Genomic DNA, 23,502 nt, shown 5'->3' with positions numbered 1-23,502 from the left:
GCTGCCGCAGATTCGTGTACCAGTACCCCCCGTCCATGCTCTCGGGGTCGGCCCAGTCCCCCGTCACCGTCGACACCATCCGGACCTGACCCGGCCGCGGAACCAACCCCGCCAGATCGGTGAGCATCCGCTCGCGGACCCGCTCCACACCCGGGTTGTGCGAGGCGTAGTTGAACGGCACCGGCTTCGCCCGCACCCCCTCGCCCTCCCACCGCTGACGCAACTCCGCCAGGGTGTCCGGCGGACCGGACACCACCACCTGCCCGGGACCGTTGAGCACCGCCACCACCGTGCCGGGCACACCCTCGATCCGCGCCTGCACCTCGTGCTCGGGCAGATCCACCGCCAACATCCCGCCAGAACCCGCCAGAGTGGCCAGCAACCGCGCCCGCAGAATCACCGCCCTCGCCGCATCATCGAGCGACAGCACCCCGGCCACACACGCGGCCGCCATCTCGCCCTGCGAATGACCGATCACCAACGACGGCTCCACCCCGGTAGCCCGCCACACCTCCGCCAGACACACACCCACCGCGAACAACACCGGCTGCAAGATCTCCACCCGGTCCAACCAGGCGTCGTCGTCACCGGTCAACACCGACACGAGATCCACATCCAGCAACGGCGCGAACGCCCGCTGACACTCCGCAAGACGCGCGTCGAACGGCGCACACCGACCCACCAGACCAGCCGCCATCCGCACCGACTGACCACCCTGACCCGGAAACACGAACACCGGACCCGGATCGTGCTCGACGCTGGTGCCGGTCACGACATTCGCCGCCGGCGCACCGGAGGCGAGGGCGTCCAGGCCGGCCAGCAGGTCGTCGCGGTCGGTGCCCACGACCGCGGCGCGCTGGTCGAGCGCGGCGCGGGTGGTCGCGAGGGACCAGGCCACCGCCGCGGGCGGCTGGTCCGGGTGTGCGCGGACGTGCCGGGCGAGGCGTTCCGCCTGGCTGGTCAGTGCGGCGGTCGAGCGGGCGGACAGCGGCCAGAGCACCGCGTCGGTCCGGACCAGCGCGGGCGCGGGCGCGTCGGGTTGCCCGGTGACCACGTGCGCGTCGGGCGCCTCGATGACCACGTGGGCGTTGGTGCCGGAGATGCCGAACGACGACACCGCCGCCCGACGCGGCCGGTCCACGACCGGCCAGGGACGCGCCGACGTGACGAGGTCCACGGCGCCGGCCGACCAGTCGATGTGCGGCGACGGCTCGTCCACGTGCAGCGTGGCCGGCACGGTCGCGTGGCGCATCGCGAGAATCATCTTGATCACGCCGGCGACGCCGGCGGCGGCCTGCGCGTGGCCCATGTTGGACTTGATCGAGCCGAGCAGCAGCGGCGTCTCCCGATCCTGCCCGTACGTGGCCAGCAGCGCCTGCGCCTCGATCGGGTCACCCAACGTGGTGCCGGTGCCGTGCGCCTCCACCACGTCAACGTCCGACGTGGACAATCCCGCGTCCGCCAACGCGGCCCGGATCACCCGCTGCTGCGACGGACCGTTCGGCGCGGTCAGCCCGTTCGACGCGCCGTCGGAGTTGACGGCCGAGCCGCGGACCAGCGCGAGCACCCGGTGGCCGTGCCGGCGGGCGTCGGAGAGCCGTTCCACAAGCAGCATGCCGACGCCCTCGGACCAGCCGGTGCCGTCGGCGGCGGCGGCGAACGACTTGCACCGTCCGTCGCCGGCCAGCCCGCCCTGGCGGGAGAACTCGGCGAACGTGTCCGGCGTGGCCATCACCGCGACCCCGCCGGCCAGCGCCAGGTCGCACTCGCCCCGGCGCAGCGACTCCCCGGCCAGGTGCAGCGCGACAAGCGACGACGAGCAGGCGGTGTCCACGGTGACGGCCGGCCCTTCGAGGCCGAGCGTGTACGCGACCCGCCCGGAGATGACGCTGTGCGCCCCACCGGTCATCAGGTAGCCCTCGGTGCCCTCCGGCACCTCGGTCAGCCCGGTGCCGTAGCCGGAGGTGGACGCGCCGACGAACACCCCGGTACGGCTGCCGGACAGGCCGGTCGGGTCCACGCCGGCCCGTTCCAGCACCTCCCAGGCGGCCTCCAGGGTGAGCCGCTGCTGCGGGTCCATGGCGAGCGCCTCGCGCGGCGAGATGCCGAAGAACGCCGGGTCGAAGCCGGTCGCCTCGGGCAGGAACCCGCCGGCCGGCGTGTAGCCGCTGTCCGGCGCCGGTACGGCCCAGCCCCGGTCGGTGGGGAAGCCGCCGATCGCGTCGACGCCGTCGGCGACGAGGCGCCACAGCTCCTCCGGGCCGTCCACGCCGCCCGGGTAGCGGCAGGCCATGCCGACCACCGCGATCGGCTCGTCCGCGCCGGCGGTGACGGTCGGCACGGCCGGCGCGGTGGCGTCCGCGCCGAACGCGGTGACCCGCAGGTGCCGGGCCAGCTCGGCCGGGGTGGGGTGGTCGAAGACCAGGGTGGACGGCAGGCGCAGGCCGGTGGCCTCGTTCAGCCGGGTCCGCAGGTCCACCGCGGTGAGCGAGTCGAAGCCGAGGTCCTTGAACGGTCGGCCGCGCAGGTCGTCGGCGGTGGCGTGGCCGAGGACCCGGGCGGTCTGCTCGTCGACCAGCCGCAGCAGCTCCCGCTCCTGCTCGGCCTCGGGCCGGCCGGCGAGGTGGCGCAGCGCCTCGGTGACGCCGGCCGGCGCGGCGGCGTCCCGGGCCGCCTCGGCCTCGGTCAACGCGCGGACCTGCGGCAGGTCGGACAGCAGCGGGCTGGGCCGGGTGAGCGTGAACGCCGGGTGGAAGCGGCTCCAGTCGACGTCGGCGACCGTGACGCCGGCGGTGGGCCGGTCCAGCGCCCGGTCCAGCGCCACCAGGGCCCGCGCCGGGTCGATGGTGGGCAGACCCATCCGGTGCAGTTGTTCGGTGGCGGTGTTCTTCGCGGCCATGCCGTCGGCGCCGCCCCACGCGGTCCAGGCGACGGCGGTGGCGGTGAGCCCTCGGTCGCGGCGGTGCACGGCGAGCGCGTCGAGCAGCGAGTTGCCCGCACCGTACGCGCACTGGCCGGCGCTGCCCCAGGTGCCGGAGACGGAGGAGAAGAGCAGGAACGCGGCCAACGGCCGGTCGGCGAGGCACTCGTCGAGGTGCAGCGCGCCGAGCACCTTTCCGGCGACGACGTGCGCGAACTCGTCGAGCGTGGTGCCGGTCAGCGGGGTGAGCTGGTCGGTGCCGGCCGCGTGCACCACCGCGGTCAGGTCGGGCAGCGAGTCGAGCAGCGCGGCGACCGCCGTACGGTCGGTCATGTCGCAGGCGGCGGCGGTGACCCGGCCGTCCGCGCCGTGCTCGGCGAGCAGCGGGGCCAGGCCGGGGGTGTCGGCGCCGCGCCGGCCGGCCAGCACGACCCGCCGGGCGCCGCGCTCCAGCAGCCAGCGGGTGACGTGTCCGCCGAGCGCGCCGGTGCCGCCGGTGACCAGGACGGTCGCGTCGGTCCAGCGGTCGCCGGCCGGCTGCTCCGGCGCGGGGGCGGGGACGAGCCGCCGGCCCCAGACGCCACCGGCGCGGACCGCGACCTGGTCCTCGCCGCTGCCGCCGGCGAGCACGGCGGCGAGGCGGCGGCGGACCGCGTCGTCGGGCGTGGCCGGCAGGTCGATCAGGCCGCCCCACCGGTGCGGCTGTTCCACGGCGGCGGCCCGGCCGAGGCCCCAGACCAGGTTCTGCACCGGGTCGGTGAGCCGGTCGGCGGGTCCGGCCTTGACCGCGCCGCTGGTCAGGCACCAGACGGGCGCGGGAAGGTCGAGGTCGGTCAGTGCCTGGAGCAGCACCAGCGTGGTGGCGGCGGCGACGCTGACGCCGGGGTGCTCGGGCAGCAGCCGGTCCTGGCCGGCGACCAGGTGCAGCACGCCGGCCACCGGCGCGTCACCGAGCGCGGCGCGCAGCCGGTCGGCGAGCGCCGTACGGTCCAGGTCGTCGGCGCCGAGGCGCAGCACTGTCGCGTCGTCGACGAGCGCGGGCAGGTCGTCGGCCCAGCCGGGAGGGGCGTCCGCGGGCAGCAGCACCAGCCAGCGGCCCGTCGGCCGGTCACCCTCGGCGACCGCTACCGGTTGCCACCGCACCTGGTACGACCAGCCGTCCACCACGGACCGGTCGTGCCGGCCGCGACGCCAGGCGGAGAGCACCGGCAACGCGGGGCGCAGCGTCTCCACCGGGTCACCGCCGGCGGCGGCGCCGAGCTGGTCGCGCAGCGCGTCGACGTCGGCGCGTTCCACGGCGGCCCAGAACTCGGCGTCCGCGCCGCTCGCCTCGACGGCGGGGGCGGCGGCCGGCGGCTCGGGCCAGAACCGCTGACGGTGGAACGCGTACCCGGGCAGCCGGACCCGGTGCGGGTCGGTGCCGGCGAACAGCTCCCGCCAGCCGACCGGGACGCCGGCGACGTGCAGTTCGGCGAGCGCGGTGAGCAGCGCCTCCGGTTCCGGGCGGTCCCGGCGCAGCAGCGCCACGGCGGTGGCGTCCGGGCCGGTCAGCTCCCGGGTCAGCGCGGTCAGCACGCCGCTCGGCCCGACCTCCAGGAACGTGCCGGCGCCGAGCGCGCGCAGCCGGGTCACGCCGTCGGCGAAGCGGACCGTCTCCCGGACGTGCCGCACCCAGTACGCGGGGGTGCGGATCTCGTCCGGGTCGACCGGTTCGCCGGTCAGGTTGGACACGATCGGCAGCGTCGGCGCGTGCCGCTCCAGCCGTTCGACCACGGCGGCGAACGCGGCGAGCATCGGCTCCATCAGCGGGCTGTGGAACGCGTGGCTGACGGTGAGGCGCTTGGTGCGTACCCCCTGGGTGGCGGCGCGGCGCTCGACGTCGGTGATCGCGTCGGCGGCGCCGGAGACCACGACGGCGGCCGGTCCGTTGACGGCGGCGACGCCGATCGGCCCGTCGACGTCGGTGAGGAGCGCCTCGACGTCGGCGGGCGCGGCGGCCACGGAGAGCATCGCGCCGCCGGCCGGCAGCTCCTGCATGAGCCGGCCGCGCGCGGCGACCAGCGTGGCGGCGTCGGCGAGGCTGAACACGCCGGCCACGTGCGCGGCGACCACCTCGCCGATGGAGTGGCCGGCGAGCAGGTCCGGCCGTACGCCCCACGAGTCCAGCAGCCGGCACAGCGCCACCTCGACGGCGAAGAGCGCGGCCTGGGTGTACTCGGTCCGGTCGAGCAGCGCGGCGTCGGCGGTGCCGGGTTCGGCAGCGAGGATCGGCCCGAGCGGGCGGGGCAGGTGCCTGTCGAGTTCGCGGCAGACCTCGGTGAGCGCGTCGGCGTAGGCGGGGAACGCGGCGGCCAGTTCCCGGCCCATCCCGGCGCGCTGCGCGCCCTGCCCGCTGAACAGGAACGCCACCTGCCCGCCGCGTGGGCCGGCGCCGGTGACCAGGCCGGACGCGGTGTCATCGGCGGCCAGGGCACGCAGCGCGTCGCGCAGCGCGTCGCGGTCCGGCGCGAGGACCACGGCCCGGTGGTCGAGCGCGCCCCGGGTGGTGACCGACGACCAGCCGATGTCGGTGACGGGGGCGTCGTCGGTGGCGAGCCAGTCGGCCCAGCGGGCGGCCTGGGCGGCCAGCCCGGCGGCGTCGCGCGCGGAGAGCAGCACCGGCACCAGGCCGGCGGCCACCACCGGCGCCGGACCGGCCACCGACGCGGCGTGCGTCGACGCGACGGCGGCGTGCGGCGTGGCGGCAGTCGGCGAGGTGGCGGCGCTCGACGTGGTGGCGGCGCCGTCGTCCGGGGTCGCCGGGGTGGCGGTGGCCGGCTCCGGCGGCGGTGGGGCCTCCTCGACGATCACGTGGGCGTTGGTGCCGCTCATCCCGAACGAGGAGACACCGGCCCGGCGGGGCTGCTCCCCCGGCGGCCAGGGCATCGGCTCGCTGAGCAGCGACACCGCGCCGGCGGACCAGTCGACGTGCGGGGTGGGCGCGTCCACGTGCAGCGTGGCCGGCAGGCGGTCGTGCCGCAGCGCCATGACCATCTTGATCACACCGGCGACGCCGGCGGCGGCCTGGGTGTGGCCGATGTTCGACTTCACCGACCCGAGCCGCAGCGGCCGGTCGGCCGGCCGGCCCTGCCCGTACGTGGCGAGCAGCGCGGTGGCCTCGATCGGGTCACCGAGGTTGGTGCCGGTGCCGTGCGCCTCCACGGCGTCGACCTGCTCCGGGGCGAGCCGGGCGCTGGCCAGCGCCTGGAGCACCACCCGCTGCTGGGAGGGGCCGTTGGGGGCGGTGAGCCCGTTGGACGCGCCGTCCTGGTTGACCGCGCTGCCCCGGATCACGGCGAGGACGGGGTGGCCGTTGCGGCGGGCGTCGGAGAGCCGCTCCAGCAGCAGCACGCCGACGCCCTCGCCCCAGGCGGTCCCGTCGGCGGCGGCGGCGAACGCCTTGACCCGGCCGTCGGCGGCCAGCCCGCGCTGGCGGCTGAACCCGACGAACGCGGCCGGGGTGGACATGACGGTGGCGCCACCGGCGAGCGCGAGCGTGCACTCGCCCTGCCGCAGCGCCTGGCCGGCGAGGTGCATCGCGACGAGCGACGACGAACACGCGGTGTCGACGGAGACGGCCGGTCCCTCGATGCCCAGCACGTACGAGATGCGGCCGGAGACGACGCTGGCGGCGGTGCCGGTGAGCACGTACCCCTCGACGCCGGGCGGGGGCGTCTGGAGCAGCGCCGCGTAGTCCTGGCCGGTGGTGCTGGCGAACACGCCGACCTGGTGGCCGCGCAGCGTCGCCGGGTCGATGCCGGCGTGCTCGAACGCCTCCCACGACGTCTCCAGCAGCAGCCGCTGCTGCGGGTCCATGCCCAGCGCCTCGCGGGGTGAGATGCCGAAGAAGCCGGCGTCGAACTCGGTGGCCGAGTCCAGGAAGCCGCCCTCACCGACGTAGGAGGTGCCGGGGTGGTCGGGGTCCGGGTGGATGAGCCGCTCCAGGTCCCAGCCACGGTCGGTGGGGAACGCCGAGACCGCGTCGGTGCCGCTGTCGACCAGCCGCCACAGGTCCTCCGGGGAGCGCACCCCGCCGGGGAACCGGCAGCCGATGCCGACGACGGCGATGGGCTCGCGGTTCGCGGCCTCCAGCTCGCCGAGCTTCCGCCGGGTCTGGTGCAGGTCGGCGGTCATCCATTTCAGATATTCCCGGAGGGTGTCCTCAGTCGCCATCAGCGCCACCTTTTCGGGCCGGAACAACAGGCGACCCAATACCGTTCGGCGCGATCACGAATTGCGTTGACCAGCGCCCACCAGGTCTCACTTACGGTGAGGAAGGTAATTGCCTGGCCAGACGCGTCACAACCCCTAGCCCGCCCCTAGGGCCGCCCCTAGCAGGGACGCCGCCGCGAGGTGCGCAGGCTGGGCCGGTACGCCGCCGCGACCGACCCGGCCGGACCGGTCGCGGCGGCGTCCGCAAAGCCCCCGCGACCGGCGGGGCCGGGGCGCCCACAATGGCGCGCGAATTCGTTCAGAATTCGCCGCCCGGCCCGCCCAGCTCGCGGTGGATGAAATCGAACAGTTCGGCGTCGCTGGCCGCGTCGAGCGTGTCGGTCACCGGTGCCTCCGGCGTTCCCGCGCGCTCGTCGCCCCAGCGGGCGATGAACGCCTGCATCTGCACCAGCAGCTTCTGCCGGGTCAGCGGGTCCGGCGTGCCGGCGGTGAACAGGTCGTCCACCTTCTCCAGTTCGGCGAGCAGGCCGGTGGTGGCGGCGGCGCCGTCGGGCGCCAGCAGCGTCCGCAGGTGCCGGGCGAGCGCCAGCGGGGTCGGGTAGTCGAAGACCACACTGCCCGGCAGCGTGGCCCCGGTCGCGGCGCGCAGCCGGTTCCGCAGCTCGACAGCGGTCATCGAGTCGAATCCGACCTCGCGGAACGCCCGGCCGGGGCCGAGGTCGGCGGCGTCCGGGAGACCGAGCACCGCCGCGGCCTGGCCGGCGACGAGGTCGACCAGGATCGCGTCGCGCTCCGCGTCGCCGAGCGGGCGGAGCCGGTCCCGCAGCGCCGCCGCGGCGGCGTCGTCCGCGGGCTGCTCGGCGTGCAGGCCGTGCAGCGCCTCGGCGGCCTCGGGCAGGTCGGCGAAGAGCGGCCGGTCCCGGACCGCCGCGACGGCCGGCACGAACCGGTCCCACCGCACGTCGGCGACGACCAGCCGGTCGCCGTCGACGACCGCCTGACGGAGCGCGGCGACGGCCAGCTCCGGGTCCATGCCGGGCAGGCCGCTGCGGCCCAGGTGGGCCAGGTCGGTGTCGGTGAGGCCGTCCGCCCAGGGCCCGAACGCCACCGACGTCACCGGCAGCCCGGCGTGCTGCCAACCGGCGGCGAGGACGTGCAGCAGCGCGTCGCCGGCCGCCTGCCCGTAGCGCCCGCCGGAGCCCCACACGCCGGAGGTGGACGAGCAGACCACCAGCGCGCCGAGCGCGCGCTGTTCCACCTCGTCGGCGTACCGGGGCAGGTCACCGACGGTGGCGGTCAGGTCGGCGGCGAGGTCGGCCAGGGTGAGGTCGACCAGGGGCGCGGTGCCGGTGTCGGCCGGCACGTGCACCAGCCCGGTCACCGGCCGCCCGTCGGCGGCGAGCTGCGCCATCCGGTCGGCCAGCTTGCCGCCGGCCGTCTCGTCCAGCGGCACCACCGACGCGCCGGCCCGGTCGAGCCAGGCGGTGGTGTGCCGGGCGACCGGTCCGGCACCGCCGGTGAGCAGGACGCTGCCCTGCGGCGTCCAGCCACCGCCCGTACCCCCGGCCGGGCCGGTGGCCCGGACCAGCCGGCGGACGAGCGGACCGGACCCGCGCACCGCGACCTGGTCCTCCCCCTCCCGGTTGGTCAGCGCCGCCAGCAGCCCGGCGAGGGCCTCGGCGGTCACCGTGCCGGGCAGGTCGACGAGCCCGCCGACGTGCCGGGGGTGTTCCAGCGCGGCGGCCAGGCCGAGACCCCAGCTGGTGGCCTGCCACGGCCGGGGGGCGGGTTCGTCGTCGGTGGCGGCGGCCCCGGCGGTGGCGAGCCACAGCGGTGCGCCGCCGTCGCGGGCGACGTGCGCCTGGAGCAGCAGCAGGTTGGCCGCGAGCCCGGCCGGCAGGGCGTCCTGCCCGGGGTGCGGGGCCTCGTCGAGCGCGAGCAGCGACAGCAGCGCGGTGGGCCGGTGGTCGGCCTCGGCCCGGGCCAGTGCGTCGGCGAGGCCGTCCCGGTCCACGGTGGCCGGGTCGACGGTGAGCAGCCGTACGTCGGCGCCGCCGGCCCGCAGCGCGTCGGCGACCGTGTCGGCGGTCTCGCGTGGCGGCGCGACCAGCAGCCAGCGGCCCGGCTCGCCACCGGTCAACGGGCGCCGGTGCCAGGTGACCCGGTAGCGCCAGCCGGCCAGCACGCCGTCCTGGCGGCGTCGGCGTCGCCACGCGTCGAGCTGTGGCAGCACGTCGCGCAGCGGCTGCCCGGTGTCGATGCCGAGCCGGTCGAGGTCGCCGTCGCCGACCGCCCGCCAGAACTCGCCGTCGTCCGCCGCCGCGCCGCCGACCGGGGTGGTCAGCGTGGGCCAGTACCGCTGCGGCTGGAACGCGTACGTGGGCAGCTCGGGCAGGTCCCGGGCGGCGGGGCGGGGGCCGGCGAGCGGGGTCAGCAGCGCCGGCCAGTGCGGGTCCCGCCCGGCCGCGTAGCCGGCGGCGACCGCGGCGAGCAGGCTGGTGACCTCCGGTACGCCGGCACGCAGCGCGGCGACCGCGGTGGTGTCGTCGGGCAGCAGGTCGGCGTTCATCGGGGTCAGCACCGCGGCGGGCCCGAGTTCCAGGAACGTGTCCACGCCGGTGTCCCGCAGCGCGGCGATCCCGTCGGCGTACCGGACCGCCTCGCGCACGTGCCGCACCCAGTAGTCCGGCGTCCGCAGGTCGTCGCCGGACGCGAGCGCACCGGTCAGGTTGGACACCACCGGCAGCAGCGGCGCGGCGAAGCTCAACCCGTCGAGCACGGCCCGGAACTCGGCCAGCATGGGCGCCATCAGCGGGCTGTGGAACGCGTGGCTCACGGTGAGCCGGCGGGTGCGGGCACCCCGCTCGCGCCAGGCGCGTTCGATCCCGTCCAGCGCGTCGGTCGGGCCGGAGACCACCACCGACGACGGGCCGTTGACCGCCGCGATCCCGACCTCCGGGTGCCCGGCGACCGACGCGGCCACCTCGGCCTCGGGGGCGGCGACCGCCAGCATCCCGCCGCCGGCCGGCAGCGCCTGCATGAGCCGGCCGCGCGCGGCGACGAGCGTGCACGCGTCGGTCAGGGACAGCACGCCCGCCACGTGGGCGGCGACGATCTCGCCGACCGAGTGGCCGCCGACGGCGTCCGGCACGATCCCGAACGACTCGACGAGGCGGAACAGCGCCACCTCGACCGCGAACAGTCCGGCCTGCGTGAACCGGGTCTGGTCCAGCAGGTCGCCGGCGTCGAACAGCACCGGCTTGAGCGGTTGCGGCAGCAGCGGGTCGAGGTGCGCGCACACCTCGTCCAGCGCGGCGGCGAACACCGGGAACGCGTCGTACAGGTCGCGGCCCGTGCCGGCGCGTTGCGCGCCCTGCCCGGAGAAGAGGATCGCGGTCCGGCCGGTCCGTGCGGGCGCGGCCGGGACGAGCGCCGGGTGGGTGTCGCCGGCGGCGAGCGCGGTCAGCGCGGCCAGCCGGGTCGCCGGGTCGGCGGCGACCACGACGGCCCGGTGGGCCAGGTGCGCCCGGCCCTCCACCAGCGCCCACGCGACCGCGCCGGGGTCGACAGCAGCCAGCGGGCGGGCCGGTTCCGCCGGGTCGGCGGCGGCCGGGTCGGCGAGCCGCCGGGCCAGCCGGTCAGCCTGGTCCCGCAGGCCGACCGCGGTCGCGGCGCTGACCGGCCACGGCAGCGCCACGTCGGCGCGCGGCGTTTCGGTCGGGTCCGTGTTCGCCCGTCCCTGCCCGGTGTCGCCCACGTCCGGGGTGTGGTCCGTCGCCCCGGTGGCGGGGCGGTCGTCGGCGGCACCGGTGGTCGGCGCCTCCTCGAGGATCACGTGGGCGTTGGTGCCGCTGATGCCGAACGACGAGACGCCGGCCCGGCGCGGCGCGTCACCGGGCGTCCACGGGCGGGCCTCGGTGAGCAGCGCCAGCGGGCCGGACGCCCAGTCCACGTGCGGGGTGGGCGCGTCGACGTGCAGCGTGGCCGGGAGCGTCGCGTGGCGCAGCGCCAGCACCATCTTGATCAGGCTGGCCGCGCCGGCGGCGGCCTGGGTGTGGCCCAGGTTCGACTTGACCGAGCCGAGCCAGAGCGGCCGGTCGGCCGGCCGGTCCGGCCCGTACGCGGCGGCGAGCGCCTGCGCCTCGATCGGGTCGCCGAGCGTGGTGCCGGTGCCGTGCGCCTCGATCGCGTCGATGTCGGCCGGGGTCAGGCCGGCGTTGGCCAGGGCGGCCCGGATGACGCGCTGCTGCGCCGGCCCGTTCGGGGCGGTCAGCCCGTTGGACGCGCCGTCCTGGTTGACCGCGCTGCCGCGGACCACGGCGAGGATCCGCCGGCCGTCGCGTTCCGCGTCGGAGAGGCGTTGCAGCAGCAGCACGCCGACGCCCTCGCCCCAGCCGGTGCCGTCCGCGGCGGCGGCGAACGCCTTGACCCGGCCGTCCTCGGCGAGCCCACGCTGCCGGGAGAACTCCAGGAACGCGCCGGGCGTGGACATCACGGTGACGCCGCCGGCGAGGGCCAGGTCGCATTCGCCGGAGCGCAGCGCCTGCGCGGCCAGGTGCAGCGCCACCAGCGACGACGAGCAGGCCGTGTCGACGGTGACGGCGGGTCCGTGCAGGCCGAACGCGTACGCCAGCCGGCCGGAGACCACTGACGCGCCGTTGCCGGTGGCCTGGTAGCCCTCCACCTCGGACCGGGCGCCGAGCAGCAACGTGGCGTAGTCCTGCCCGTTGGTGCCCATGAACACGCCGGTGGCGGAGCCGCGTACCCGCTGCGGGTCCAGGCCGGCGTGCTCGAACGCCTCCCAGGTGGTGTGCAGCAGCAGCCGCTGCTGCGGGTCCATGGCGAGCGCCTCGCGCGGGTTGATGCCGAAGAACGCGGCGTCGAAGCCGGCCACGTCGGCCAGGAAGCCGCCGCTGCGGGTGTAGCTGGTGCCGACGCGTTCCGGGTCGCTGTCGAACAGGCCGTCGAGGTCCCAGCCCCGGTCGGTGGGCATCGGCGTGACCGCGTCCCCGCCCTCGGCGAGCAGCCGCCACAGTTCCTGCGGGGAGGACACCCCGCCGGGGAAGCGGCAGGCCATCGAGACGATGGCGATGGGTTCGTCGGCGGCCGGCCGGATCACCCGGGCGGCCTCGGCCGGGGCGTCCGCGCCGGCCACCATCTCGGTACGCAGGAAGCGCGCCAGCTCGGCCGCCGACGGGTGGTCGAAGACCACTGTCGAGGGCAGCGTGGCGCCGGTGGCCCGGCCCAGCCGGTCGCGCAGTTGCACGGCGGCCAGTGAGTCGAAGCCGAGTTCGCGGAACGCCCGGCCGGCGGGCACCTGGTCGGTGGAGGTGTGCCCGAGCACCGCGGCGGCCTCGGCGCGTACCAGGTCGAGCAGGAGTGTCTCCTGCCCGGCGGCGGGCAGCGTGGCCAGCCGGGCGCGGAGGCCACCGTCGGCGGTTTCCGGCTGCGTCCGGTCGACGGCGACGGCCGGGGCGACCCGGTCGAACAGGTGGCTGGGCCGCGCCGCGGTGTACGCGGCCACGAACCGGGACCAGTCCACGCCGGCGATCACCGGGGCCGGCTCGGGGGCGTTGACCCAGCGGCCCAGCGCGGCGACGGCGGCGGCGGGCGGCAGCGGGTCGAGGCCGCGCCGACGCAGCCCGTCCGCGGTCTCGCCGGCGGCCATGCCGTCGGCGGCCCACGGCCCGTAGGCGAGCGCGGTGGCCGGCCGGCCGGCGGCGCGGCGGGCCGCGACCAGCGCGTCGAGCAGGGCGTTGCCGGCGGCGTAGCCGGCCTGCCCGCCGCCGCCCCACACGCCGGCGACGGAGGAGAACACCACGAACGCGTCCAGGTCGCGGCCCTGGCAGGCGGCGTCCAGGTGGATCGCGCCGAGCGCCTTGCCGGACAGCGTGCCGGCCAGGGCGTCGGTGGTCAGGTCGGTCACGGCGGCGGGGTCGCCGGCCACGCCGGCGGTGTGCACGACGGCGGTCAACGCCGGCAGGTCGTCGACCAGGTCGGTGACGGCGACCGGGTCGCTGACGTCGCAGGCGACCACCCGTACCGCGCCGAGCGTGGCGGCCAGGTCGGCGGCGCCCGGGGCGTCCGGGCCCCGCCGGGAGGCCAGCACCACCTCGTCGGCGCCGTTGGCCAGCAGCCATCGGGCCACGTGCCGGCCGAGCGCGCCGGTGCCGCCGGTGACCAGCACGGTGCCCCGCGGCTGCCAGCCGCCGCCGGCCGGTGGCGCCGCCGGGAGGAGGCGTCGGGCGAGGACGCCGGTGCGGCGTACGGCCACCTGGTCGTGGTCGCCGTCGGCGAGCACCGCGACGAGCGCGGCGCGGGTGGTGCGGTCGGCGCGGCCGGGCAGGTCGATCAGGCCACCCCACCGGTCGGGCCGTTCCAGCGCCACGACCCGGCCGAGGCCCCACGCGGCTGCGGCGCGGACGTCGCCGCCCCGGTCACCGGAGGTCACGGGCAGCGCGGCCCGGCTGAGCGCCCACACCCGGCCGGGCAGGCCGGTGTCGGTGAGCGCCTGGACGAGCGTGAGCAGCGCGGCGGTGCCGGCCGGGACGGCCGGCTCGTCGGGGGTCGGCCGGTCCTGGCGGGGCAGGACGCAGAGCACGCCGGTCCAGCCCTGGTCGCCGAGCCGCCGCAGCCGCTCGCCCAGCTCGGACCGGCCGATGCCGGCGGGGAGGGTGAGCGTGTCCACCTGGGCGCCGGCCGCGGCGAGCGTCTTCGCGACGCCCGCGTCGGCGCCGCCGCCGACGGTGGTGACCAGCCACCGGCCGGTCAGTCCGGACGCGGCGGCGGGGCGCACCGGCTCCCACCCGATCCGGTACGCCGAGCCGGCGCCCCGGGTCCGCGCCCGGCGCCAGTCGGCCAGGACCGGCAGCGCGGCGCTGAGCGCGTCGGCGGCGGTGTCGTCGCCGAGGTGCGCGGCGAGCGCGGCCGGGTCGCCGTGTTCGACGGCGGCCCAGAACTCGGCGTCCGGCCCGTCGGTCCGGGCGGGCGTGTCGGGCCAGAACCGTTGCCGTTGGAACGCGTACGTGGGCAGGTCGACGCGGGTCGCGCCGGTGCCGGCGAACCAGGGCGTCCAGTCGACGGGCACCCCGTGCACGTGCAGTTCGGCAAGCGCGGCCAGCAGCGCCTGGCGCTCGTCGCGGTCGTGGCGCTGGGTGGCGACCGCCCGTACGCCGTCGGCCTGGTCGGGGATCAGCGCGGTGAGCACACTGCGCGGGCCGATCTCCAGGAACGTGTCCGTTCCGGCGGCGCGCAGCGCGGTCACGCCGTCGGCGAACCGCACCGCCTCCCGCACGTGCCGCACCCAGTAGTCGGGCGTGCGCAGGTCGTCGCCCGCCGCCAGCGCGCCGGTCACGTTGGACACGATCGGCAGCAGCGGCGCGGCGAACGTCAGCCCGTCCAGCACTGAGCTGAACTCGGCCAGCATGGGTTCCATCAGCGGGCTGTGGAACGCGTGGCTGACGGTCAGCCGCCGGGTGCGCACGCCGCGCTCCTGCCAGTGGCGCGTGAGCGCGTCGAGCGCGTCGAGCGGTCCGGACACCACGACCGCCGTCGGCCCGTTGACCGCCGCGATCCCGACCTGCGTGTGCGCCTCGATCGACGCGGCCACCTCGGCCTCCGGCGCCGCGACCGCCAACATCCCACCACCGGCCGGCAACGCCTGCATCAACCGCCCCCGCGCCGCCACCAGCGCACACGCGTCCGCCAGCGACAACACACCCGCCACGTACGCGGCGGTCACCTCACCGATCGAGTGCCCACCCACGAAGTCCGGGGTGACCCCGAACGACTCGATCAGGCGGAACAACGCCACCTCGACCGCGAACAGCCCGGCCTGGGTGAACCGCGTCTGGTCCAACAGATCGGCGTCGCCGAACAGCACCGGCTTCAGCGGCTGCGGCAGCAACGGATCAAGCTGCGTACAGACCTCGTCCAACGCGGCGGCGAACACACCGAACGCCTCGGACAACTCCCGGCCCATGCCGGCGCGCTGCGCGCCCTGCCCGGAGAACAGCACCGCCAGCCGCTCCCGCCGCTCCCGACCACCGACGACCACCGCGCCGGACGGCTCACCGGCCGCCAACGCCCGCAGCCCGGCCAGCAGGCCGTCCCGGTCGGCGGCGGCGAGCACGGCGCGCTGCTCCAGCGGGGTACGGGTGGTGGCGGACGACCATCCGACGTCGACCGGACGGAGCGTCTCGTCGCCGGCCAACCAGGCCGCCCAACGGCCGGCCTGCGCGGCGAGCGCCGCGTCGGTACGCGCCGACAGCAGCACCGGCACCGGCCCACCGGTCGACTCCCCGACGCCCGCCGGCTCGACGACGTCGGTGGGCTGTTCCAGGATGACGTGGGCGTTGGTGCCGGAGATCCCGAACGACGACACCGCCGCGCGGCGGGGCCGGTCCCGGTCGGGCCACGGCGTCGGGGCGGTGGCGAGGGTGATCGCGCCGGCGGTCCAGTCGACGTGCGGGGACGGCTCGTCCACGTGCAACGTCGGCGGCACGATGCCGTGCCGCATGGCGAGGACCATCTTGATGATCCCGGCGACCCCGGCGGCGGCCTGGGTGTGCCCGATGTTCGACTTCACCGAGCCGAGCAGCAACGGCTGGTCGCGGTCCTGCCCGTACGTGGCCAGCAGCGCCTGCGCCTCGATCGGGTCCCCGAGCGTGGTGCCGGTGCCGTGCGCCTCCACCGCGTCCACGTCCGACGTGGTCAACCGCGCGTTCGCCAGAGCCTGCCGGATCACCCGCTGCTGCGACGGACCGTTCGGCGCGGTCAACCCGTTCGACGCGCCGTCCTGGTTCACCGCCGTACCCCGCACCACCGCCAGAATCCGCCGACCCTCACGGCGCGCGTCGGAGAGCCGCTGCACCAGCAACACGCCGGAACCTTCGCCCCAGCCGGTGCCGTCGGCAGCGGCCGCGAACGACTTGCAGCGGCCGTCCGGGGACAGACCACGCTGCCGGGAGAACTCGATGAACGTGCCCGGCGTCGCCATCACCGTCACGCCGCCGGCCAGGGCCAGGTCACACTCCCCGGACCGCAGCGCCTGCACCGCCAGGTGCAACGCCACCAGCGAAGACGAACACGCGGTGTCCACGGTCACCGCCGGACCCTCCAGCCCGAACGAGTACGCCACCCGACCGGACAGCACGCTGCCCGACGTGCCGACGCCCACGTAGCCCTCGACCTCGGCCGGCAGTGCCACCAGCCGCGTGGCGTAGTCGTGGTACATGACCCCGGCGAACACGCCGGTCCGCGAGCCGCGCAACGCCGCCGGGTCCACCCCGGCCGACTCGAACGCCTCCCACGACGTCTCCAGCAGCAGCCGCTGCTGCGGGTCCATGGCGAGGGCCTCACGCGGGCTGATGCCGAAGAAGCCGGGGTCGAAGTCGGCGGCGTCGTAGAGGAAGCCGCCCTGCGTCGCGTACGACGTGCCGCTGCGGTCCGGGTCGCTGTCGAACAGCGACCCGAGGTCCCAGCCGCGATCAGCGGGGAACTCGGAGATGCCGTCGCCGCCGGCGGCCAGCAACTCCCAGAGCTGCTCCGGGTTCTCCACCCCGCCGGGATAGCGGCACGCCATGCCGACGATCGCCACCGGCTCGTCCAGGCCGGTCGGGACGGCGGCCCGCGCGGTTGCCGGGTCCGGCCGGCTTCCGGCCAGCTCGGACCACACCTGTCCGGCGAGCGCGGCCGGCGTCGGGTAGTCGAAGACCAGCGTGGACGGCAACCGCAGCCCGGTGGCCGCGTTGACCCGGTTGCGCAGGTCCACCGCGGTCAGCGAGTCGAACCCGAGTTCCTGGAACGCCCGGTCGGACGGCACCGCGCCGGCCCCGGCGTGGCCGAGCACCTGCGCGACCAGGCCCCGGACCAGCAGGTCCACCTCGGCGCGGGCCTCGTCGTCGGTGAGTCGGGCGAGCCGGTCGGCCCAGCCACCGGTGCCGGCGAGGCGCCGGCCGGCGGGGCGGCCGACGAGCGTGGCCAGCATCGCGGGTACGGGTGCGCCGGCGATCGCCGCGCGCAGCGCCGGCACGTCGATCACGGTGGGCACGAGTTGCGGTCGACCGGTGGCGAGCGCGGCGTCGAACAGGCCCAGACCGGTCTCCACGCTCATCGGCGTCAACCCGGCCCGCGCCGACCGCTGCCGTTCCCCCTCCGACAACGACGCCGCCATCCCGGCGGTGTCCCACATTCCCCACGCCAACGACACCGACGGCAGACCCTCGTGCCGACGCCACACCGCCAACCCGTCCAGGAACGCGTTGCCCGCCGCGTAGGCGGCCTGACCCGGCGAGCCGAGCACCCCGGCGACGGACGAGAACAACACGAACAGGTCCAGGTCGAGATGCCGGGTGGCCTCGTGCAGCCACCACGCCGCCGTGGCCTTCGGCGCCAGCACGTTCGCCAACCGCTCCCCGCTGATCGACGACACCACCCCGTCGTCCAACACCCCCGCGGTGTGCACCACCCCGGCCAACCGGCCCGGCACACCCGACACCAACCGGAACACCTGATCCCGATCGGTCACGTCACACGCCACCACCGACACCGACGCACCCAGGCCCGACAACCGCTCGACAAGCGCGTCCGCACCCGGCGCAGCCGGACCCTGCCGCGACACCAACACCAGCGACCGCACCCCGTGCCCGGTGACCAGGCGCTCCGCCACCAACGCGCCCAACTCGCCGGTGCCACCGGTGACCAGCACCGTGCCGGCACCGATCTCGCGCCCGACGTGGTCCGGCACCGACGCTTCGTCGGTGGCGGCCCGGCCACCGGCCGCCGGTGCTGACCCGGCACCCGAGGTGGCGGGCGCGGCGCGGACCAGGCGCGGCGTCAACACGACGTCGCCGCGCACCGCCACCTGGCCGCCCGTGCCCGGCAGGTCCGCCACCACCCCGGCCAGCACCGACACCACCCCGGCATCGACGTCCCGATCCAGATCGGCCAACACGATCCGCTCCGGATGCTCCGACTGCGCCGACCGCAACAATCCCCACACCGCCGCGCCCGCCAGATCGGTCACCCGATCCGCGTCCGCCGCCGCCACCGCACCCCGGGTCGTCACCACCAACCGCGACTCGGCCAGAGACTCGGCCGCCAGCCACGCCTGCACCACCGCCAGCACGTCCGAGGTGATCACCCGCACCGCGTCGGGCACGTCCAACCCGGACCGCACGACCACCGGCAGCACCAGTGTGCGCGACACACCCTCCCCCGCGTCGACCACGGCCGACACGTCCGGGAACGACGGCAGCCCGTCGACGGACGCGCCGAGCACCGCCCAGCCGTCCGCCTGTCCGGTGGGCGTCTCCGCGGACTGCCAGCGCACCTCGTACAGGGACCGGGCCGCCGTGCCGGACGTGGGCAGGCCGGTCATCTCGCGCAGGACCAGGGAGTCCACCGACACGACAGGTGCGCCGCTCTCGTCGGCGGCGACCAGCCGGACCGCGTCTCCGGTGCGGGACAGTCGGACCCGCAGCAGGGTGGCGCCGGTGGCGTGCACCTGGACGCCCTCGAACGCGAACGGCACCCGGGGGCCGCCGGTCCCGCCGTCCGGCAGCAGCCCGATCGGGTGCAGGGCGGCGTCCAGCAGCGCGGGGTGGAGCCCGAACCGGGCCGCGTCGCCGGTCATGTCGTCCGGCAGGGCGATCTCGGCGTACGCCTCGCCGTCGCCGGTCCAGGCCCGTCGCAGGCCCCGGAAAGCCGGCCCGTACGCCAGGCCGTGCGCGGCGAGCGTGTCGTACCAGCCGGTCAGGTCGACCTCGGTCGTGTCGACCGGCGGCCAGGCCCCGACGGCCGGTTCGTCGGCGGTGGGCGGTTCGAGGATGCCGTCGGCGTGCCGGGTCCAGCCTGCCTCGGGGTCGTCGTCGGGGCGGGAGTGGACGGTGACGGCGCGGCGGGTGCCGACGCCGTCGACGCGTACCTGGATGCGCAGGCGGCCGGTGTCCGGCAGGACCAGCGGCGTGGCGACGGTGAGTTCGCGGAGCCGGGACACGCCGGCCTCGTCGCCGGCCCGGACGGCGAGTTCGACGAGCGCCGCGCCGGGCAGCAGCGTGGTGCCGGCCACCGCGTGGTCGGCCAGCCAGGGGTGGGTGGCGAGGGAGAGCTGGCCGGTGAGGACCACCTCGCCGTCGCCGGCCAGGTCGACGGTGGCGCCGAGCAGCGGGTGCGCGGCGTCGCTCAGCCCGGCCCCGGACACGTCGCCCCGGCGGCGGCCGGTCGTCGGCCAGTAGCGCCGGTGCGCGAACGCGTAGGTGGGCAGGTCGACGCGGGTGGCGCCGGTGTCTGCGAACCAGGGCGTCCAGTCGACGCGGACGCCGTGCACGTGCAGCTCGGCCAGCCCGGCCAGCAACGCGTCCGCCTCGTCCCGGTCCCGGCGCTGCACCGCGGTCGCGACCACGGTCTCGTCGTCCGGCAGGATCTCGGCGGTCATCGCGGTGAGCACGCTCTGCGGGCCGATCTCCAGGAACGTGTCCACCCCGGCCGCCCGCAGCGTGGTCACGCCGTCGGCGAACCGCACCGCCTCCCGCACGTGCCGCACCCAGTAGTCGGGCGTGCGCAGGTCGTCGCCCGCCGCCAGCGCGCCTGTCACGTTGGACACGACCGGCAGCAGGGGCGCGGCGAACGTCAACCCGTCGAGGACCGTGCGGAACTCGGCAAGCATCGGCTCCATCAGCGGGCTGTGGAACGCGTGCGACACCGTCAGCCGGCGCGTCCGCACCCCCCGGTCCCGCCACGCCCGGTCGACCTCGTCGAGCGCGTCCAGGTCACCGGAGACCACTGTCGACGACGGGCCGTTGACGGCCGCGATCCCCAGAGCGGTGTGGTCCGCGATCGACGCGGCCACCTCGGACTCGGGGGCGGCGACCGCCAGCATCCCGCCGCCGGCCGGCAACGCCTGCATCAACCGGCCCCGCGCCGCCACCAGCGCACACGCGTCCGCCAGCGACAACACACCCGCCACGTACGCGGCGGTCACCTCACCGATCGAGTGCCCACCCACGAAGTCCGGAATCACGCCGAACGACTCGACCAGGCGGAACAACGCCACCTCGACCGCGAACAGGCCCGCCTGCGTGAACCGCGTCTGGTCCAACAGCTCGGCGTCACCGAACAGCACCGGCTTCAACGGCTGCGGCAACAGCGGATCAAGCTGCGCGCACACCTCGTCCAACGCGGCGGCGAACACCGGGAACGCGTCGTACAGGTCCCGACCCATGCCGGCACGCTGCGCGCCCTGCCCGGAGAACAGCACCGCCAGCCGATCCCGCCGCTCCCGACCACCGACGACCACCGCGCCGGACGGCTCACCGGCCGCCAACGCCCGCAGCCCGGCCAGCAGGCCGTCCCGGTCGGCGGCGGTGACCACGGCGCGCTGCTCCAGCGGGGTACGGGTGGTGGCGGACGACCATCCGACGTCGACCGGACGGAGCGTCTCGTCGCCGGCCAACCAGGCCGACCAACGGCCGGCCTGCGCGGCGAGCGCCGCGTCGGTACGCGCCGACAGCAGCACCGGCACCGGCCCACCGGTCGACTCCCCGACGCCCGCCGGCTCGACGACGTCGATGGGCTGCTCCAGGATGACGTGCGCGTTGGTGCCGGAGATCCCGAACGACGACACCGCCGCCCGACGCGGCCGGTCCACCACCGGCCACGGCGTCGCCTCCGTCGCCAGGCTCACCGCCCCGGCCGACCAGTCGACGTGCGGCGACGGCTCGTCCACGTGCAGCGTCGGCGGCACCACCCCGTGCCGCATCGCGAGGACCATCTTGATGATCCCGGCGACCCCGGCCGCCGCCTGGGTGTGACCCAGGTTCGACTTCACCGAGCCGAGCAGCAACGGCGTCTCCCGGTCCTGCCCGTACGTGGCCAGCAACGCCTGCGCCTCGATCGGGTCACCGAGCGTGGTGCCGGTGCCGTGCGCCTCCACCGCGTCCACATCCGACGTGGTCAACCGCGCGTTCGCCAGAGCCTGCCGGATCACCCGCTGCTGCGACGGACCATTCGGCGCGGTCAACCCGTTCGACGCGCCGTCCTGGTTCACCGCCGTACCCCGCACCACCGCCAGAATCCGCCGACCCGCACGGCGCGCGTCGGCGAGCCGCTGCACCAGCAGCACACCGACGCCCTCGGACCAGCCGGTGCCGTCGGCGGACGCGGCGAACGACTTGCAGCGACCGTCCGGGGACAGACCACGCTGGCGGGAGAACTCGATGAACGTGCCCGGCGTCGCCATCACCGTCACGCCACCGGCGAGCGCCAGGTCGCACTCGCCCGAGCGCAGCGCCTGTCCGGCCAGGTGCAGCGCGACGAGCGACGACGAGCACGCGGTGTCCACGGTGACGGCCGGGCCCTCCAGCCCGAACGTGTACGCGACCCGGCCGGACAGCACGCTGCCGGAGGTGCCGGTGCCGACGTAGCCCTCGGCGTCCGGCGGCAGGTCGGCCAGCCGGGAGGCGTAGTCGTGGTACATGACCCCGGCGAACACGCCGGTACGCGAGCCGCGCAACCCGGCCGGGTCCACCCCGGCGGACTCGAAGCTCTCCCAGGACGCCTCCAGCAGCAGCCGCTGCTGCGGGTCCATGGCGACCGCCTCGCGGGGCGAGATGCCGAAGAAGTCGGGGTCGAAGTCGGCGGCGCCGGCGAGGAAGCCGCCGTGCCGGGCGTACGAGGTGCCGGCGTGGTCGGGGTCCGGGTCGTAGAGCGTGTCGAGGTCCCAGCCCCGGTCGGCGGGGAACTCGACGATGCCGTCCCGCCCCGAGGACAGGAGCTGCCAGAGCTGCTCCGGGTTGTCGACGCCGCCGGGATAGCGGCAGGCCATGCCGACGATGGCGATCGGCTCGTCGGTGTCGACCGCCCGCACCGCCGCGCGGCGGGCGCTGATCCGGCCGGAGACCTGCTCGTAGAGGTGCTCGGCGAGCGCCGCCGGGCTGGGGTGGTCGAAGACCAGCGTGGACGGCAGCCGCAGCCCGGTGGCCGCGTTGACCCGGTTGCGCAGGTCCACCGCGGTCAGCGAGTCGAACCCGAGTTCCCGGAACGCCCGGTCGGCCGGCACCGCGCCGGCCCCGGCGTGGCCGAGAACCTGCGCGACCAGGCCCCGGACCAGCAGGTCCACCTCGGCGCGGGCGTCCTGCGGGTCGAGGCCGGCGAGCCGGTCGGCCCAGTCGCCGCCCGCGCCGGCCTGCCGTCGGGTGGCGGTCGGACCGACCAGGGTACGCAGCACCGCCGGCACCGGGCCGGCGCCGAGCGCGGACCGCAGCGCCGGTACGTCGACGACGGCCGGCACGAGCACCGGACGGCCTTCGGCGAGCGCGGCGTCGAACAGGTCCAGACCGGTCTCCACGCTCATCGGCGTCAACCCGGCCCGCGCCGACCGCTGCCGTTCCCCCTCCGACAACGACGCCGCCATCCCGGCGGTGTCCCACATTCCCCACGCCAGGCTGATTCCGGGCAGTCCGTCCTGCCGGCGTCGCGCCGCCAGCGCGTCCAGGAACGCGTTGCCCGCCGCGTAGGCCGCCTGCCCCGGCGAGCCGAGCACCCCGGCAACGGACGAGAACAACACGAACAGGTCCAGCTCACGGTCGCGGGTCGCCTCGTGCAGCCACCACGCCGCCGTGGCCTTCGGCGCCAGCACCGCCGCCAGCCGCTCCGGGCTGATCGACGACACCACCCCGTCGTCCAGCACGCCGGCGGTGTGCACCACCCCGGCCAACCGGCCCGGCACACCCGACACCAACCGGAACACCTGATCCCGATCGGTCACGTCACACGCCACCACCGACACCGACGCACCCAGGCCCGACAACCGCTCGACAAGCGCGTCCGCGCCCGGCGCAGCCGGACCCTGCCGCGACACCAACACCAGCGACCGCACCCCGTGCCCGGTCACCAGGCGCTCCGCCACCAGGGCGCCCAACGCGCCGGTGCCACCGGTCACCAGCACCGTGCCGTCCCGCACCACCCGCTCGGCACCGTCCGACGCCGGGTCGGCCGGGGCCGGATCGCCAGGCGTCGAGGCGGCGCGGACCAGGCGGGGCACGAACACCCGGCCGTCCCGTACCGCGAGTTGACCGCCGGTCGGGTCGGTGACCGCGTACGCGAGCACGGCGAGCGTCCGGTCGTCCGGATCGGCGTCGAGGTCGGCCAGCACGATCCGGCCGGGGTGTTCGGACTGCGCGGAGCGCAGCAGACCCCACACGGCGGCACCGGCCAGATCGGTCACCGGGTCGTCGTCGCCGACGGAGACCGCGCCCCGGGTGAGGACCACGAGCGGGGTGCCGGCGAGCGCGTCGGCGGCCAGCCAGGACCGCACGGTGCCGAGCACGTCGGTGGTGACCGCACGCACCGCGTCCGGAGTCGGCAGGTCG

General features: G+C 76.2%; 2 protein-coding genes (1 of these 2 cut by a window edge). Both read right to left on the bottom strand.

From position 1 onward, the window contains the following. A partial coding sequence (locus tag AB0B02_RS26745) for a type I polyketide synthase (protein WP_357304746.1) occupies window positions 1-7,132 on the bottom strand: 7,132 nt, incomplete at its 3' end. Between the two features lie 298 nt (window positions 7,133-7,430). Continuing rightward, window positions 7,431-23,502: the 3' portion of a type I polyketide synthase gene (locus AB0B02_RS26740; protein WP_357304743.1), read on the bottom strand. It continues 13,562 nt past the right edge of the window; 16,072 of the gene's 29,634 nt are visible here — the last part of the coding sequence; its start codon lies off the right edge, out of view — the gene reads right to left on this strand; its stop codon occupies window positions 7,431-7,433.

The organism is Micromonospora sp. NPDC049240, from assembly GCF_040647835.1.
Classification (GTDB): domain Bacteria; phylum Actinomycetota; class Actinomycetes; order Mycobacteriales; family Micromonosporaceae; genus Micromonospora.
Note: the sequence above shows the minus strand (reverse complement) of the source record. Positions and strands in the feature narration are given on the sequence as shown.